Source organism: Fictibacillus solisalsi (assembly GCF_900103485.1).
Lineage (GTDB): Bacteria > Bacillota > Bacilli > Bacillales > Fictibacillaceae > Fictibacillus_C > Fictibacillus_C solisalsi.
Map to the genome: position 1 here is coordinate 3,418,939 of NZ_FNHW01000001.1, position 15,095 is coordinate 3,434,033.

The window sequence follows — 15,095 nt, forward strand, 5'->3', positions numbered from 1 at the left end:
ACATGATATATTTATTAGCTTGCTGGAAAGTAGTAAAAATACATATGGGAAAAGGTGTAAAAATTGATTACTTGCCACGTTAGTTGAGGTTCGACAAAAAACAGTTGCATACCGCATCATTTTCATAATTGGAGAAGAAAAAACAGTGCCTCCGTATGAGACACTGCCTGACAAAACTACATAATATTTTGCCTTGAAAGCTCGTTTTCCGTATTTTTCTGAAACAGCAGGCTAAGCACGATATAGGCGGCGAGTGATATCACAACCGGCAAAACGACCGTATGCATTCCCCACAGGTTCGGGGCAAGCTGGTCCAGAAGGATATAGGACACTACGCCTCCCACAATCGATCCGGCAGCACCTGCAGCATTTCCTTTTTTCCAATAGAGTCCAAGAACCACCGGCCAGATAAACGCAGCTTCCAGTCCTCCAAAGGAAAACAGGTTCAGCCAAATCAGAAGATCGGGCGGATGAAGAGCTACAAGGAATACAAGCACCCCAATAATGGTGGTCACCGAAAAACTGAGTCTCTTTACGGATTTCTCGCTTGCATCCGGTTTAATGTAGTTGATATAAACATCCTTCACGATGGAGGAGCTGACAATCAACAGAATCGAATTCACGGTAGACATGACCGCAGCCAGCGGTGCTGCCAGCACGATTCCGGCGAGCCATCCCGGCAGTACTTTCAATGCAAGAAGGGGCATGACTTTGTCTCCCACTTCAATTCCCGGAATCACCACACGGGCAAAGACACCTGTCAGATGCATGCCAAGCATGATGAATCCAACGACAAACGTGCCGATGATCATCGCCTGATGCATCGCTTTGGAATTACGGTAGGACATCGCCCTTACCGTAATTTGCGGCAGCCCGACAACACCAACCCCAACAAGAAGCCAAAAGGAAGACACATAAAGCGGCGTTAACGATTTGTCTGCGCCAAATGGCGTAATTAAATTCGGGTTCTCTGCCGAGAGTGTCGAAATAATATGGGGAACACCCCCGCCGGCAACTATGGTTCCGGCAAGTATGATCAATGTTCCGATGAACATCACAATGCCCATTAACGTATCGGTAATCACGACGGCCCTGAACCCCCCGGCTACCACATACACCAGAACTGAAAACGAAAAAATAATTAAGGCTGTTGGATAAGAAACACCGGTAAATGATTCGATCAGCCGGCCGCCGCCTACCCACTGTGCTGCGGTGGAGGAAAACAAGAAGATGCTGATGCTTGCAGCGGCAAAGATCACTACCCATTTATTTTCATAGCGGGCTTTCAAAAAATCGATAAGGGTCACCGCATCAATTTTCCGGGCCACAATGGCAAATTTCTTCCCAAGGACCGCCAGGGTAAAGTACCCCGTAACCAGTTGGGCCATCGAAAGCAGCACCCAGCCAAGGCCGAGGTTATAGGCGATCCCTGGTCCTCCGATAAAACTGCTGGCACTTCCGTATGTAGCAACCATTGTCAACGCCAGAACAAACCCGCCAAGATGCCGTCCGCCCAAAAAGTAATCTTTAAGAAACCCCGGCCCTTCTGTCACTTGGCGGGCTGTAAAGATTCCTGCCAAAAACATAAGTATTAAAAAGCCGATCAAAGGGAGGAGTACTTCCCAGTTCATTTTTCCTCCCCCTTTGTCTCTTGACAGGTATCTTCTTCAAAGGGAACGTCTTTAAAGAAAACCTTAACCATAACGTAAACAAGAATGGAAAAGACCACGAAACCGGCTACACAGCTGTAGAAAAACCAGGCAGGCAATCCCCATATGTACTGATATTCTTTAACGGGTTTTCCTCCCAGCCCATAGGCAAACGCGTACCACCAGAGAAAATTCAGAACTGCAAGACCTATTCCCATGAGTGCTTCACGGTTGGATACTTTGAAACGAGGATCCATCGAAACAGCTCCTTTCACACCGTCACTATAACTCATCATGGTGTCTATTATACATAAGATCACAGACAAAATCTAAAAGTGGAAAAATAAAACAGCCTAGCTGGGTGAAGCTACGCCGTTGATATTTTTATTTAATTGGATCAATCTGGCCGCGCAGTTCCCCGCCCGTGCAGAATTCGGAATACACATTTACATAAGCGTTTCCCGCGTTTATTTCTTCAATAAGTTTGGATAAAGGCATACCTTGAAGTGGCCCAATTAAATCTTTACTTGTGATATTGCCTGTTACAATCCCGGTGTTGATGCTGATCCCAGGCTTGCTGTAACCAAATAAATTCGCTGCCACTGGACCATTTTTTCCAGCTCGTCCAATATGAATGCGCACTTGGGTCAATTTTCTTACATTGTTGACTTGAATACGGTAATGCAGTTTGTTGCCGTTGGAGCTTAGGACAAATTCGGTAGTGCCAGATGCCCGGGTAGGAACAGGCGAAACTTCATTATCGCCTTTTAACCTGCTCAAAAAATGTTTTAACAACAATCCAACCACTCCTTTCCGATAGCTATTGACAGTATATTCGGGAATGGAAAAGAGGCTTGTTTATTTATCTAGCTTTTAGAAAAATAGTGTATTTCCCAAGGAATTATTTTTCTATAATTCCCAAGGAATTTTCTTTGAAAATTCTAGGAATTATCGCAAAATAACCATACATTTTTTTACAAAAATGAACAAATCGTGAATTTTTCCATAAAAACTACGAAAATGGCCTAAAAATATACTATATATTGTGAAAATTTAATAGACATCATTCTATATCTAGTATAAAATGGGAATATATAGTGATACATACTTGGGGTGTGCAGTTATAAAACATTTTTCTGTATAGGGGGAATGGATATGACTCAGCAGAACATGGTTACGTTAAAACTTGAGATCGATGCCATCCGCTTAACAATGTACGTAATGAGCACCACTGTAACCAACCTCGCAGACCCGCTACTTGTACAGTTAAGCCAGTTGCTTGACCAAAAATTAAATGAACTTCACAATTGCGCTTAAAGCTGTCCCCTTGTTTGGGGACAGCTTTTTTAATCGATGAACCGCTGACGCACTTCCGGTGAAGGAATCATGCACTGGTCTTTTTTTCCGAACCATTTATATCGGTTTCTAGCAATCCATTCGTAGAGTGCATCACGGACCCGGCGCGGAATGAATTTGGCCGGAACGGCAAATTTCCACATGCCTCCAAGGTCTCTAGCAATCTCCAGGACCGCATCTGACTTTTGGTAGGATTGGCCGTTTTTTATATAAACCACACTTTCAAATGTATCAGCAGGAAGACGGAACTGATGCAGAATCTGCTGCCCGGCCTCTGACTGCAGCGAGCCATACGAAATACTTCCCTTTTTGTCCTGCCTGATTAAAAAGTTTACGATACCGTTGCAGAAGTTGCACACGCCGTCAAACAATAAAACCGGGCCATTGCGCATAACGCTGTCTCTCCTTCCTTATATCATCTTCCCGTTTGATAGCACGAGCTTATAGGGCCGCTCTCCTCTCTCCTCCAATAGGCGCTGCGCCTTGCCTTCAGAGGATGGCGAACAAAAATGAAGCTCGCAGCCTTTTAGTTTCAATACAGAGCAATCGGCTTCGAGAGCAGAATCGTGATACGATTTCCCAGCAGGAAGGTCCAGCCATTCTTGCCACAAGGAAGAAGACGCTTTACTGTTCTCTACCAAAATTTTCAGATGTTCCATAGTCAATTCCCCGGCTGGATGATTCCCAATCATTCCGCTCTCCTTCAGTTCCCTTTCCCTGTTCTCCTCAGGCTTCAGCCAATCTATGAAAAAAGGAGGAGCTAATGTACCCTCTGCTGCATCATGCTCCAAGAAAAGGAGTTTCCATTCCAGGGTGGACCCGTCCTCTCTCTTCCGGCTTCCGGGAAACAGCCTGATCTTCATTCCTTTTTGCTTAAAATGATTTTTCACCTCTTCAATTCTGTCTGTACGAATGGCAAACTGTCCGGGGCCCTCTTTATCCGGAAGGTCACGCAGCAACTGGCCAATCAAAGGATTTTCTGTCGCTTTTTGCGCAACCTCCTGTTCTTTTACCGCTAAGTATTCAACATAACTGAGGCCAAAATAACACAATGCATTGTGGGTTCCCCAGCTCTCATGGCTCCCTCCGAGTACCGGATAAAGCCTCTGACTCTTTAATTCTTCCATATGGGCATCCAGTGGGCGGCCGGTGAAATACACCAGGTGATCAAAGGCATACATCTTCTTTCTCCTTCCTGAATTAGTAAAAAGGCAGCAATGCTATTCCATTGCCGCCCGTGTAGTTTTTATACAGTTACTTCATTCCTTTTACCAAGCATTTTTTCCGCTGTCCTGACAAACATGGCCACTCCCCGCTCAAGGGCATCTTCATCGATCGTAAAACGGGCATGGTGGTGCGGATAGGTAATGCCTTTCTCCTCATTTCTGGCACCCGTAAAGAAAAAGCAGCCGTCGGTTTGCTGTAAAAACGCTGAGAAGTCTTCTCCCACCATCGTAGGTTTCATCTGTTCCACGTTTTCTCCACCGTAAAGTTCCTCAGCGGTTTCATGAAGCAGACGTGTAACCTTATCTTCATTAATGACGGCACGGTAGCCTTTCTCATACCTAAACTCATAAGAAGCACCGTGGGCTTCCGTAATTCCTTTGATGACCCGCTCCATGAGCAGGGGAGCCTGGTCCCGTATAGCAGGATCAAAGCTTCTGACGGTTCCGCACATTTCCACCGATCCCGGGATAACATTATGAGTGGTCCCCCCTGTAAACTTGGTAACGGAGATTACCAGCTGCCCGAGGGGATCAATGTTGCGGGATACAATGTGCTGCAGGTTGGTGACCACTTGTGAAGCGACCGCGATGCTGTCAATGGTCTGATGCGGAAGCGCTGCATGTCCGCCTTTTCCTGTAATCGTCAGGAAAAAGGTATCTGGTGCAGCCATCATCGGCCCGTAAACGATTCCTATTTTGCCAACTTCAAGTGGTGACCAAAGATGGGTTCCAATGACTGCATCGACGCCATCCATGACACCAGCCTGCACCATTTCCTCAGCCCCGCCCGGGAATACTTCCTCGGCATGCTGAAAGATAAACCGGATTTCCCCCTTCAGCTCATTCTCTTTTTGTGAAAGGACCTTGGCCGCTCCCAAGAGCAACGCCGTATGGCCATCATGGCCACAAGCGTGCATTACACCAGAATTTTGAGAGATAAAATCAAAGTCGTTTTCTTCCGTAATGGGCAGGGCATCAATATCTGCCCGAATGGCAAGAACACGGCCCTTTTCGCTCCCAGTCAACTTTGCCATGACACTGTTCTTTGTGGGGCGGGAGATCGCCAGGTTCCCAAACGACTTAAGGGTTTCGTATATAAATTGCGAGGTTTGTTCCTCGTAGAATGACAATTCGGGATTTCTATGCAAATGCCGGCGCCATTCAATGACCTGATCCTTCAGTTCTCTGCTTTCTTTCACCGGGGGTAATTCCTTCATGACTCGTCACTTCCTCTGTGTATATGGTGGTCATTATATAAGAAACGAAATAATTTGAAAAGATTTAAGATAATGACACTTATTTAATTTTAAAAAAACACTTTAATAAAAGTGCCTCCCAGGGAAAATGATAAGATAAAAGGAGGCGTGAGCCATGGAGCAAAGGAAAGAAGGAATCGGGCAACCATCTGAAAGCAATCGTGAGGATGTGTCACCTGATGAAGTATATGAAGAACTGGAGTTCTCTGATCAGGCAGTAATCAGCGGCATCGTTCATCATCTTGCTCACCCAGATGAAAAAGAAAAAGAGTGCTGATCAACAACAAAGAGCCAGTACCCGTGCACACAGCATAAGGTACTGGCTCTTTACGTTTAGGCTTTGACGTCGCGCTTTTGAAAAACGGCGAAGGTAATGATCAAAAAGAGAGCTGAATAGATCGCAAGCATCCCAAGCGAAAAGGGTAAAGACATCCCCTTTACCACTTGAAGCCCTTCATCCAGGTACTGGGTAAGATCCATGTTCGGAAACAGCGTGTATTTCGCCCAAGATTTACTGCTGATAAACAGGACGAGCGCATTTCCGGCAAACGTAAGAAACAAGGAAATCCCGATGGCTACAGAACTGCTATAGAAAAGCGTTGAGACCATAAAGGCAAGAAAAACCGTAACCGCAAACTCGATAAACTCCAATCCCATGTTGGCAAGCACGTATTCTGAGATGAGCTTTTCATGAATTTTACCGTCAACCATCGACAAATACGGCTGATCCATACCGCCAAATCCGTAAAAGATACTGCCGAAAAGCCATGTGGCTGCCACCAGAATCACCCATAGAAAAAAGGCAAAGGCCAGGGTAGCGACCAGCTTGGAAAGAAGAACCTTCCATCTGCTGTATGGTCGGATGAGCAGCATTTTGATCGTCCCTTTAGCAAATTCTCCGGCCACAATGTCACTGGCCACCACGATTACGAACAAGCCAAGCAGGGAGGAGAGAGGTGCCATGTCTTTCATGAACTTCCAGCTTGTCGTTTCATAAGGAGAAATATCTTTTTTCAATGCGTATTGGTTTTGTTTATACTCGTTTTCGAGCGACTCAGCAACGAATTTTGGACTGCCGTCCTTTTTGGCTTCAGCAATCTGGTTCTTTAAGTCTTTATTTTGTTGAGTGACTTCCTGCTTCCAGTTGGATTTTACAGTGTCGTCTTCATTCACTTTTCCGTAAATGGCCACGCCCAATACGATCAAAATAGGAAGCGCGATAAATACCCATGTCCGGGTTCTGCTGAAAATCTTGATCCATTCATTACTGACCAGCGACAGAAACTTCATTCAGATCCCCTCCTTTTCCAGTCATTTCAAGGAAGCGTTCTTCCAACGTTTTCTTTTTCAGCTGAATTCCGTACACCAAAAAACCGGCTTCGACGAGCCTTTTGTTGATATCGCCGATTTCTTGAGTTGTGTTTGCTTCTACAATCAGTTCCTTATCGGACACCTCCGCTGTTTTTTCCGGAAAGTGTTCAGCAAGAAGAGATTTGGCATCGTTCAGACTGCCCTGCAACAGGAAGTGCACCCTCGCCTGCGCCTGATCGGTTACATTCGTCACATTATCAATGCGGATGAGTTTGCCATTTTGAATAACGGCCACTCTGTCACACATCAATTCCATTTCGGCCAGAATATGACTGGATACGACGATAGAGGTTCCCTGGTCGGCAAGCAGCCGCAAATAGTTTCTTAGATCGTGCATGCCCTGCGGATCGAGTCCATTGGTCGGTTCATCCAGAATGAGGAGAGATGGACGATGCAACAGAGCCTGTGCAACACCCAGCCGCTGCCTCATGCCGAGAGAGTAGGTTTTTACCTTTTTATGAATAGCCTGCTCCAGCTCCACCAGCTTTACCACTTCATCAATCCGCTCCCTGGTGACGCCTGGCATAATGCGCGCATACTGCATAAGGTTCTTGTATCCAGTTAAATAGTCATACATCTGAGGATTTTCAACAATGGCTCCAATCTGTTCCATTGCTTTTTCATAGTTTTTGCGGATATCCAGCCCGTTTACCAGGATTTCGCCCCCGCTCATGGAAATCAAGCCCACGATCATGCGGATGGTGGTTGTTTTACCTGCCCCGTTTGGGCCGAGAAGTCCAAAGATCTCCCCCTTCCTTACCCCAAAGGACAGGTGGTTCACCACATTCTCCCCTTTCATCTTTTTCGTCACTTCTTTTAACTCCAAGGTATGTACAGTTTCCATACTTCCTCCTTTAACTTTTTACACTCTATAAAACTTTTCCAAATACTAACATATTACACAATATAATACGGGTCAATAGCTGGAGAGGTTTCAGCTATTGGCAGGAATAAAAAAACTCCTTTATGCGCGACTGGCCATAAAGGAGGAGAGGTTTGTATTTGATTCAATCTATTGCATAAGGACATAGGAACCCAGTGAGGGCAATCGTACCACCCCATTAAAGATTTCCCCTGTCATAACATCCTTCCAGTGGCCCTTAGGCAGCGTCAGCCTGTGGCTGGCGGTGGTGGAATGATTCAATAAGCATAAAAATTTCTTACCGCCTGTACCTGTGCGGACGACCATTTCCACATCATCAGGGAGTTCAATCATTCCAACACCGGCCTCTTTAAAAATATCTTTATAAAGACGCATCAAAAAGTATTCTTCAACCGCAGTGCCAATGTAATAAACAACGCCTTTTCCGTATCTGTTTCTGGTTATGGCCGGTTCGCCTTCATAATAGGCATCACGGTATACACCGATTACGTCTGCTGATATGGACTTAATGATGTCACACCATACCGTTGCCGGTGACAATATGTCCTTAATATTACCCGTGGTGCCTCTTATCCTTGTTTGTTGACCGGGCTGAAGGGCTTCGAACTCTTCAACGTGAATGCCCGCAAGTTCTGCCAGCTCCCCTGGCAAGGTTAGCTCTGTCAATGCATTGCTCGGTTCTTTCAAGCCCGAACGGTAGGAAAGAACTGCCGTCCCTCCCTCCGCCGCAAATTTCTTCAATTTGTCTGTAAAATCGGGATCTGTCAGGAAATATACGGGAACAATGACGACTTTCAGACCATCAAGGGTGCTTTTCGGTGATACGATGCATGTTGCACTGTTGAGATGATAAGCACCATAGTAAAAACGAAGAAGCTCCTGTTTGTAATCAAATGCCCTGCTTTGCGGCTGAATCCTCCAGGCCCAGGCATTTCCTACCTCGTAATACATCCCTACTTCAGGGATATAATCAGAAGCAACCCATTCATCTCCGAACGTTTTCAGTGCCGCAATGGTTTCTTTCACCTCTTCAAATTTCCGTTTTGGTTTTCCGTCATGACCAAGGATACCGTGGCTGAATTGCTCTGTACCAAATCGGGAAGAACGCCACCGGAAATAAAGAATTGCTTCAGCCCCGCGTGCAATGGCCTGATACGTCCATAGCCTGATCTGCCCCGGCCGTGGAAGGTAGCCGGTATGATTCCAGCCTTGTGCCCCCGTAATCTCTTCCATAACCCAAAAGCCCTTTCCTTCCTTTGTTGAACGGCAGATGTCATGCTGCATGGCTATGGATGCTGGTGTGGCTGGTTCGGGGCCGCTTCCCCAAGCCGGATAGTTGCCGGAAGACACAAAATCCAGATTTTCGGCAATATCTCTCTGGTTGATGGCCTGTTCATTAAACACAAAATTATGAGTTATAAATTGGTGATCGGAAATCGTTTCCCGCAATAGATCAACCTGCAGCTTGCTGTAGGCTGTATAACCCGCTGCGCAAAAACGGTCAAAATCAAGAAGCAACCCGGGATTATGCTGCTGATACACGTTCAATGGCAATGGTATCTGCTCCCATTCCGTATAAGTCTGGCCCCAAAAGGCGGTTCCCCAGGCTTCATTTACAGCCTCAAGGCTGCCATAACGATTTTGAAGCCAAAACCAAAAGGATGTACGGTCCTCATTTCCATAACTGCGGTCTGACTTCTCATGGCCAAATTCATTATCAATCTGCCATCCGATCACATCCGGATGATGACCATATTTTTCAGCCAGTTTACGCACTACTTTTTCCGTAAACCTTTGATAGACTTTACTGTTGACGGTATAGTGGCGGCGTCCCCCAAAAGAAATCGGACGGCCGTTACGATCTGCCGGCAGAATGTCCGGATACTTCTGAACCATCCAGGCAGGAGGTACGGCTGTCGGTGTGCCCAGTACGATTTTAATTCCATTTTCGGTTAATTCATCAATGATTTCATTCAAAAGACTAAAATCATAAACGCCTTCCTCCGGCTCAATCAAATGCCAGCCGTATTCCGCCATACGGACAACATTGACACCAAGTTCCTTCATCAATCTGATATCTTCTGGCCATCTTGATTTTGGCCATTGTTCAGGGTAATAGTCCACTCCCAAATACAAGCTGAATCGCTCCTTTTGTCTGCAGGCTAAAGATTTCTCCCACGTGCTTGGTGCTTTAACAACAGGGGACATGATTCTTTGTTCATGTCCCCTGGATGTTAATTTTCTTTCAGTTGTAGAATACCCTTTTTACCAGCCGCAAATGCCTATTGAGCGGAATAACCATCCGGATGATTTACATGCCAATTCCATGCATGCTTAACGATTTCCCTCAAATCCGGATATTGAGGAATCCACCCCAGTTCATCCTTTGCTTTCTGTGACGATGCGATCAGGACAGCCGGATCACCCGCTCTTCTTGGCGAGGAGACCGACTGAATCTCCCGTCCAGTTACTTCCCTGCATGTTTCAATCACTTCTTTTACAGAAAAACCGGTACCATTACCAAGGTTGTAGACGCCGCTCTCCTCTGTGCGTTTGAGCTTTTCAAGGGCCAGATAATGAGCATCCGCCAAGTCCATCACATGGATGTAATCGCGAATGCATGTCCCGTCTTCCGTTTTGTAATCCTCTCCGAAAATCGAAACATACGGCCGTTTGCCGAGTGCGGCTTCCAGTACGATCGGAATAAGGTGGGATTCCGGTGTATGGTCTTCGCCAATTCTGCCTTCAGAATCCGCCCCTGCAGCATTAAAATAACGAAGGGCCACCGACTTCAAGCCATAGGCCTGATCCGCCCAAAAAAGAAGTTTCTCTATAGCCAGTTTGGTTTCGCCATACGGGTTTCCTGGAACCGTACGATCACTTTCCGAAATAGGAACCGTTTCAGGCTCACCGTATACAGCAGCAGTGGATGAAAAAACAATGTTTTTCACCCCGTTTTTCACCATACGGTCTACTAGATTCAAAGATCCTGCTACATTATTTTGATAATAAGAGATTGGATGTTCTACACTTTCTCCGACCAGTGAATTTGCTGCAAAATGGATAACTGCTTCAATTTTATTTTCTGAAAATACGCGGTCAAGCAGATCACTGTCATGAAGGTCTCCTTTGTAAAAGGAAACACCTTCCATAACCGCTTCCCGGTGGCCTTTTTGCAGGTTATCGAATACAACTACTTTTTCCCCTTTATTCAGCAGATGCAGCACCGTATGACTTCCAATGTAACCTGCGCCGCCTGTGACTAAAATTGCCATTATCGTTTCACCCCGTTAAGTTCTTTCACTCCGTCTCCAATTTCACAAACATAAAAGTCAGGCACTAAACCTGTTTTTTCCGTATATCGGCCCGCTACGTTTTCTTTGAAATCTTCCACTTGCTCCTCTTTGACAATAGAAATGGTGCAACCGCCGAAACCAGCACCGGTCATTCTTGTGCCAATGCAGCCGGGCTGTTCTTTTTGAAGATCAAAAAGCGTGTCGAGCTCTGTACCTGTCACTTCATAATCATCTCTTAGTGACAGGTGAGATTCATTCATATATAAACCAAAGGCAGTGATATCTCTGTTTTCAAGCGCTGCGACAGCCTTATGCACGCGGTCATCTTCGGTCACCACGTGTCTTACCCTTCTCTTGATCACTTCATCCTCTATATACTGTTCTACTTTTTTGAAGTGAAGAGGAGTAAGCTCACCGAGGGCCTCTATATCTTTCAAATGCTGCTGAATGACTTCGAGCCCCTGCTCGCATTGGCTTCTTCGCTCATTATACTTGGAATCGGCGAGCCCCCTGCGTTTATTGGTGTTGGTAATCACAAGCTTGTAACCTTCTATTTCAAGCGGAATCATCTCATATTCATAGGTTTGGCAATTGAGAAATACAGCTTCATTCCTTTTGCCGAAGCCGACAGCAAACTGATCCATAATTCCGCTGTTTACCCCAATAAATTCATTTTCCATGCGTTGGCACAGCTTGGCAAGCTCAAGCATATCGACTTCGCTGTTTTCAATTGCTGAAAAAGCAAAACCACTGACCATTCCGACGGAGGCGGATGAAGAAAGACCTGCACCATTTGGAATATTGCCATGATAGAACACATCGGCTCCGGAGAGGGAAATTCTGCTTTTTTGCAGCTGTAAAAGAATACCCTTTGGATAATTGGCCCAGTCATCTGCATCATTAAAAACGATGGGCTGATTAGCATCCACAGTTACGTCCTGTGAGAAATTTTCACTCTTCAAACGGTAAATGCCATCTTGTCTCTTGCGCACGGCCATATATGTGCCGATTGAGAGTGCAGCAGGAAAAACAAAGCCACCATTGTAATCGGTATGCTCCCCAATCAAATTGACCCGTCCTGGCGCAAAGAAAAGTCGAACTTCGTCGGTATTTCCCGGAAAATAGTATTGAAATTGCTCTGCGAGCCGTTGCTCCATTCTTATTACCCCCTCTTTTCATGATATCGCTTTATACAGTTCCGCAAGTTTTCTGCGTTGTTTTCTACTTTTGTCGGATTGGCTGCCGCCCATCCCCCGGTTTCAGAGGAAGAATTGTATTTTATTTTATCACTTGCACGAAGCGGAGGATAAAATTCAATATGGAACCGGTAAAAATCGTTATATTCATCCTTTCCGTCCGAAGGCCGCTGATGCATGACCATCATATACGGAAATAATTTATCGTAAATTAAATCCATGCCGCCAACGAGTTCTTGAAGCATATCCCCAAGTTCCATTTTTGCTTCTTCAGAAAACTCCGTGATGGCTGTTTTTTCATCTTTGCTGACAATATAGGCGCCATAAGGATAGTCTGTAAAAAACGGAATAAATGCGATAAAATGCTCGGTTTCCAATAACACCCGCTCACCAAACCTTTTTTCCTCAGCTACGATATCGTCAAACATGTTGCGCTTGTTCTCTTCGAAATAATCTTTGCAGGCATTGAGCTCTGTTTTTACTTTTAACGGAATGAATGGATAAGCATACACTTGCCCATGAGGGTGAGGCATGGTTACCCCGACTTCTTCTCCCCGGTTTTCGAAAATCATGACATATTCGTGGTTCGTATCTTGCTCAAGCTGCACGAATGTGTCCGTCCACAGGTCCATCAGCTTCTTCATATGCTCCCGTGAAAGATCCGGGATGGTATCATAATGCCCGGGTGAATACAGAACCACTTCACATTTTCCGTACGCTTCTCTTGTTTGATACAGGCTTTCACCAACTGCATCCGGCTGTGGCGGATTTGGGGACAGCACCGGGAAGTCATTGTGATACAAATGAACATCATAGTGTTCAGGAACTTTTCCGGAACCCGGGCAAAACGGGCAAAAGTCCTTCGGCATGTGCGGTCGGTTCTGCCTGCTTGCCGCTACCATCGTCCAGTCTTTTAGTAAAGGATTATAACGTAACTCAGCCATTGTTGCCTCCTAGAGTGTATTTATGAAGTGTTGTAAAAAATCTCACATATCCATCGAACTTTGTTAAATTAAATTATTAAGTTGATACCAGATTACCACAAGTGAAAAGGTTTGCATACCCGGATATATCATTTTCACAAGAAAAACCGGGAAGCTCTTCCCGGTTTTCAGCCTTCGATGTAATTGGAGATTTCAATCAGGTTCTCATCCGGATCCCGAATATACACAGAAGTGATCGGCCCCTCTGCCCCCGTTCTTTCCACCGGTCCTTCGAGCAGAGGAACTTCATGATTTTCCAGGTGTCTTATCACTTGGTTTAAAGGGATATCCGTGATAAAACACAATCCGCAGATCCTGGCAAAGGAATTGCTGCTTTTGGTTCAAACTCCCGGCCCGCTTTATGAAGATTGATTTTTTGGTTCCCAAACGCAAGAGCCTTTCTTCCCTGTCGATAGGTCTCCACCTTCATTCCCAGAACTCCGGAATAAAAATCACAGGCTCTTGCTATATCCTTAACCGTCAAAACCAGATGATCCAGCCGCTGAACTTTCAACTTCCGTCCTCCATTCCATTGAAGATCTTTTAATTGAATTTTATCAAACCCATTTCTTTCTATCCATATTGAGAAAAAGAAGGTATACTGTATATTAATTAATTAAATTAACTTGAGGTGTCATAACCATGCAACGTGGTACGTTTCAATTCATGAAATCCTTGAATCGAAGTATTATTTTAAATCGAATCCGTCTGGAGGGACCGATCTCCCGAGCACAGATTGCCAAGGATACCAAGCTGACGCCTCCAACTGTCAGTTCCATCGTAAAAGAACTGATCGATTCGGGTCTTATAAAGGAAAGCATTCAGGGAGAATCACAAGGCGGACGAAAGCCGACCATGCTGATTATCAATGAAAAAGGCTTTTATGTCATTGGGCTCGACGCAGGACCAAAAGATATTAAAATCATACTGTCTGATTTAAATGGCGGCGTCCATCATTTTAGTAAAAAGGCCCTTTTGCTGCCTGTCACGGCGGATGAGCTGTTAAAAATGATGAAATCAGAGATACAGGGGCTTTTGGATCAGTACAAAGAGGAAGAAGATAAAATCATCGGCATCGGTGTGGCCATGCACGGCGTTGTGGATGTTGACCGGGGAATATCGCTCTATGCCCCGAATCTTCATTTAAGAAATATTCCTATAAAAGAGCAATTGGAAACAACCTTTAACCTTCCTGTGAAGGTGGAAAATGACGCAAAAGCGATTGCCTTGGGCGAGGTATGGTTCGGCAGCGGAAGCGGCGCATCCAGTGTGGTTGCTGTAAATGTCGGCAGCGGAATTGGGGCAGGAATCGTCATAAACGGACAATTGTTTCACGGGGAACATTTTATTGCTGGAGAAATCGGTCACATGACGATCGATATTGGCGGAAAACGGTGCAGCTGCGGAAATTATGGCTGTTTGCAGACGCTGGCTGCAGGTCCTGCGATTGCAGAAAGGGCAAAAAAAGAACTGGCCATCGGTAAGGAAAGCCGGTTAACTGAATTGTCGGGCGGGAACCTGGAACGTATCACCGGGCGCCTGGTCCACAAAGCCGCCTTGGAGGGAGATCAATTGAGCAGGGACATTTTGCACTCTGCAGGGATTTACCTCGGCATCGGCTTGACCAACCTGATCCACCTGCTTAATCCCGAACGAATTATTATTGGCGGAGGTGTAGCCAATGCCGGTGAAATTCTATTGGACGGGGTAAAAGAAACGATTGCAAGGATGGCGTTGACCGAACGTGCAAAGCAAACCGATATCCGGCTCTCGAGTCTCGGAAATAAAGCTACTGCTATCGGCGCAGTTTCCCTGCTGCTTTCTGAGCTTTTCTCCATATAGTAAAATCGAAAAGGTGCCCGTTGCCTGTCCCGACAGG

The 15,095-nt window shown here is 45.6% G+C and carries 15 protein-coding genes and 1 pseudogene; 3 read left to right on the forward strand and 13 right to left on the reverse strand.

Annotated elements, in window-relative coordinates; translation table 11 throughout:
* Positions 1-176: 176 nt before the first annotated feature.
* The 3 genes from panF to BLT53_RS17115 all read right to left on the reverse strand — a co-directional run bounded on the left by panF (position 177) and on the right by BLT53_RS17115 (position 2,447).
* Complete coding sequence (gene panF / locus BLT53_RS17105) at positions 177-1,631, reverse strand: sodium/pantothenate symporter (protein WP_090236507.1); 1,455 nt, start codon at positions 1,629-1,631, stop codon at positions 177-179.
* Positions 1,628-1,906 (reverse strand): YhdT family protein, encoded by a 279-nt coding sequence (locus tag BLT53_RS17110; protein ID WP_090236508.1) that lies wholly within the window; start codon positions 1,904-1,906, stop codon positions 1,628-1,630. The genes panF and BLT53_RS17110 overlap by 4 nt, the downstream gene beginning before the upstream one ends.
* A gap of 127 nt (positions 1,907-2,033) precedes the next feature.
* Positions 2,034-2,447, reverse strand: coding sequence for a CHRD domain-containing protein (locus BLT53_RS17115; RefSeq protein ID WP_170834381.1), 414 nt, complete (start codon positions 2,445-2,447; stop codon positions 2,034-2,036).
* A 357-nt stretch (positions 2,448-2,804) separates the two neighbouring features.
* Between BLT53_RS17115 and BLT53_RS24770 the strand changes: the two genes are divergently transcribed.
* Complete coding sequence (locus BLT53_RS24770) at positions 2,805-2,966, forward strand: Spo0E family sporulation regulatory protein-aspartic acid phosphatase (RefSeq protein ID WP_170834382.1); 162 nt, start codon at positions 2,805-2,807, stop codon at positions 2,964-2,966.
* A gap of 29 nt (positions 2,967-2,995) precedes the next feature.
* On the opposite strand, the gene BLT53_RS17120 is transcribed toward BLT53_RS24770, so the two are convergent.
* From BLT53_RS17120 to BLT53_RS17130, 3 genes are all read right to left on the reverse strand, one after another.
* Positions 2,996-3,397 (reverse strand): thiol-disulfide oxidoreductase DCC family protein, encoded by a 402-nt coding sequence (locus BLT53_RS17120; RefSeq protein ID WP_090236511.1) that lies wholly within the window; start codon positions 3,395-3,397, stop codon positions 2,996-2,998.
* An 18-nt stretch (positions 3,398-3,415) separates the two neighbouring features.
* The gene (locus tag BLT53_RS17125) at positions 3,416-4,186 is read right to left on the reverse strand and encodes a VOC family protein (RefSeq protein WP_090236513.1); all 771 of its coding nucleotides are present in this window, start codon (positions 4,184-4,186) and stop codon (positions 3,416-3,418) included.
* A gap of 65 nt (positions 4,187-4,251) precedes the next feature.
* A complete protein-coding gene (locus BLT53_RS17130; RefSeq protein ID WP_090236515.1) occupies positions 4,252-5,448 on the reverse strand; it encodes a M20 family metallopeptidase in 1,197 nt (398 codons plus the stop codon).
* Positions 5,449-5,602: 154 nt separating this feature from the next.
* Here BLT53_RS17130 and BLT53_RS25155 point away from each other — a divergent pair, with 154 nt between their 5' ends.
* Positions 5,603-5,764 (forward strand): hypothetical protein, encoded by a 162-nt coding sequence (locus tag BLT53_RS25155; RefSeq protein ID WP_170834383.1) that lies wholly within the window; start codon positions 5,603-5,605, stop codon positions 5,762-5,764.
* 56 nt (positions 5,765-5,820) lie between these two features.
* Here BLT53_RS25155 and BLT53_RS17135 read toward each other — a convergent pair whose 3' ends face one another.
* From BLT53_RS17135 to BLT53_RS17165, 7 genes and pseudogenes are all read right to left on the reverse strand, one after another.
* Positions 5,821-6,777: an ABC transporter permease gene (locus BLT53_RS17135; RefSeq protein WP_090236517.1), complete on the reverse strand. Its 957-nt coding sequence runs from the start codon at positions 6,775-6,777 to the stop codon at positions 5,821-5,823.
* Entirely contained in the window at positions 6,752-7,702 is a 951-nt protein-coding gene (locus tag BLT53_RS17140; protein ID WP_090236520.1) for an ABC transporter ATP-binding protein, read from the reverse strand. The genes BLT53_RS17135 and BLT53_RS17140 overlap by 26 nt, the downstream gene beginning before the upstream one ends.
* Positions 7,703-7,870: 168 nt before the next feature.
* The gene (locus BLT53_RS17145) at positions 7,871-9,877 is read right to left on the reverse strand and encodes a beta-galactosidase (protein WP_090236521.1); all 2,007 of its coding nucleotides are present in this window, start codon (positions 9,875-9,877) and stop codon (positions 7,871-7,873) included.
* Between the two features lie 146 nt (positions 9,878-10,023).
* Positions 10,024-11,016, reverse strand: a complete 993-nt coding sequence (galE, locus tag BLT53_RS17150) for a UDP-glucose 4-epimerase GalE (protein WP_090236523.1) — start codon at positions 11,014-11,016, stop codon at positions 10,024-10,026.
* Complete coding sequence (locus tag BLT53_RS17155; RefSeq protein WP_090236524.1) at positions 11,016-12,194, reverse strand: galactokinase; 1,179 nt, start codon at positions 12,192-12,194, stop codon at positions 11,016-11,018. Before BLT53_RS17155 ends, galE begins: the two co-directional genes overlap by 1 nt.
* Before the next feature lie 5 nt (positions 12,195-12,199).
* Positions 12,200-13,177 (reverse strand): galactose-1-phosphate uridylyltransferase, encoded by a 978-nt coding sequence (gene galT / locus BLT53_RS17160; protein WP_090236525.1) that lies wholly within the window; start codon positions 13,175-13,177, stop codon positions 12,200-12,202.
* A 167-nt stretch (positions 13,178-13,344) separates the two neighbouring features.
* Positions 13,345-13,730 (reverse strand): annotated as a pseudogene (locus tag BLT53_RS17165) (VOC family protein).
* Positions 13,731-13,858: 128 nt separating this feature from the next.
* On the opposite strand from BLT53_RS17165, the gene BLT53_RS17170 reads away from it, so the two are divergent.
* Positions 13,859-15,058, forward strand: a complete 1,200-nt coding sequence (locus tag BLT53_RS17170) for an ROK family transcriptional regulator (RefSeq protein WP_090236527.1) — start codon at positions 13,859-13,861, stop codon at positions 15,056-15,058.
* The last annotated feature ends 37 nt before the right edge of the window (positions 15,059-15,095 follow it).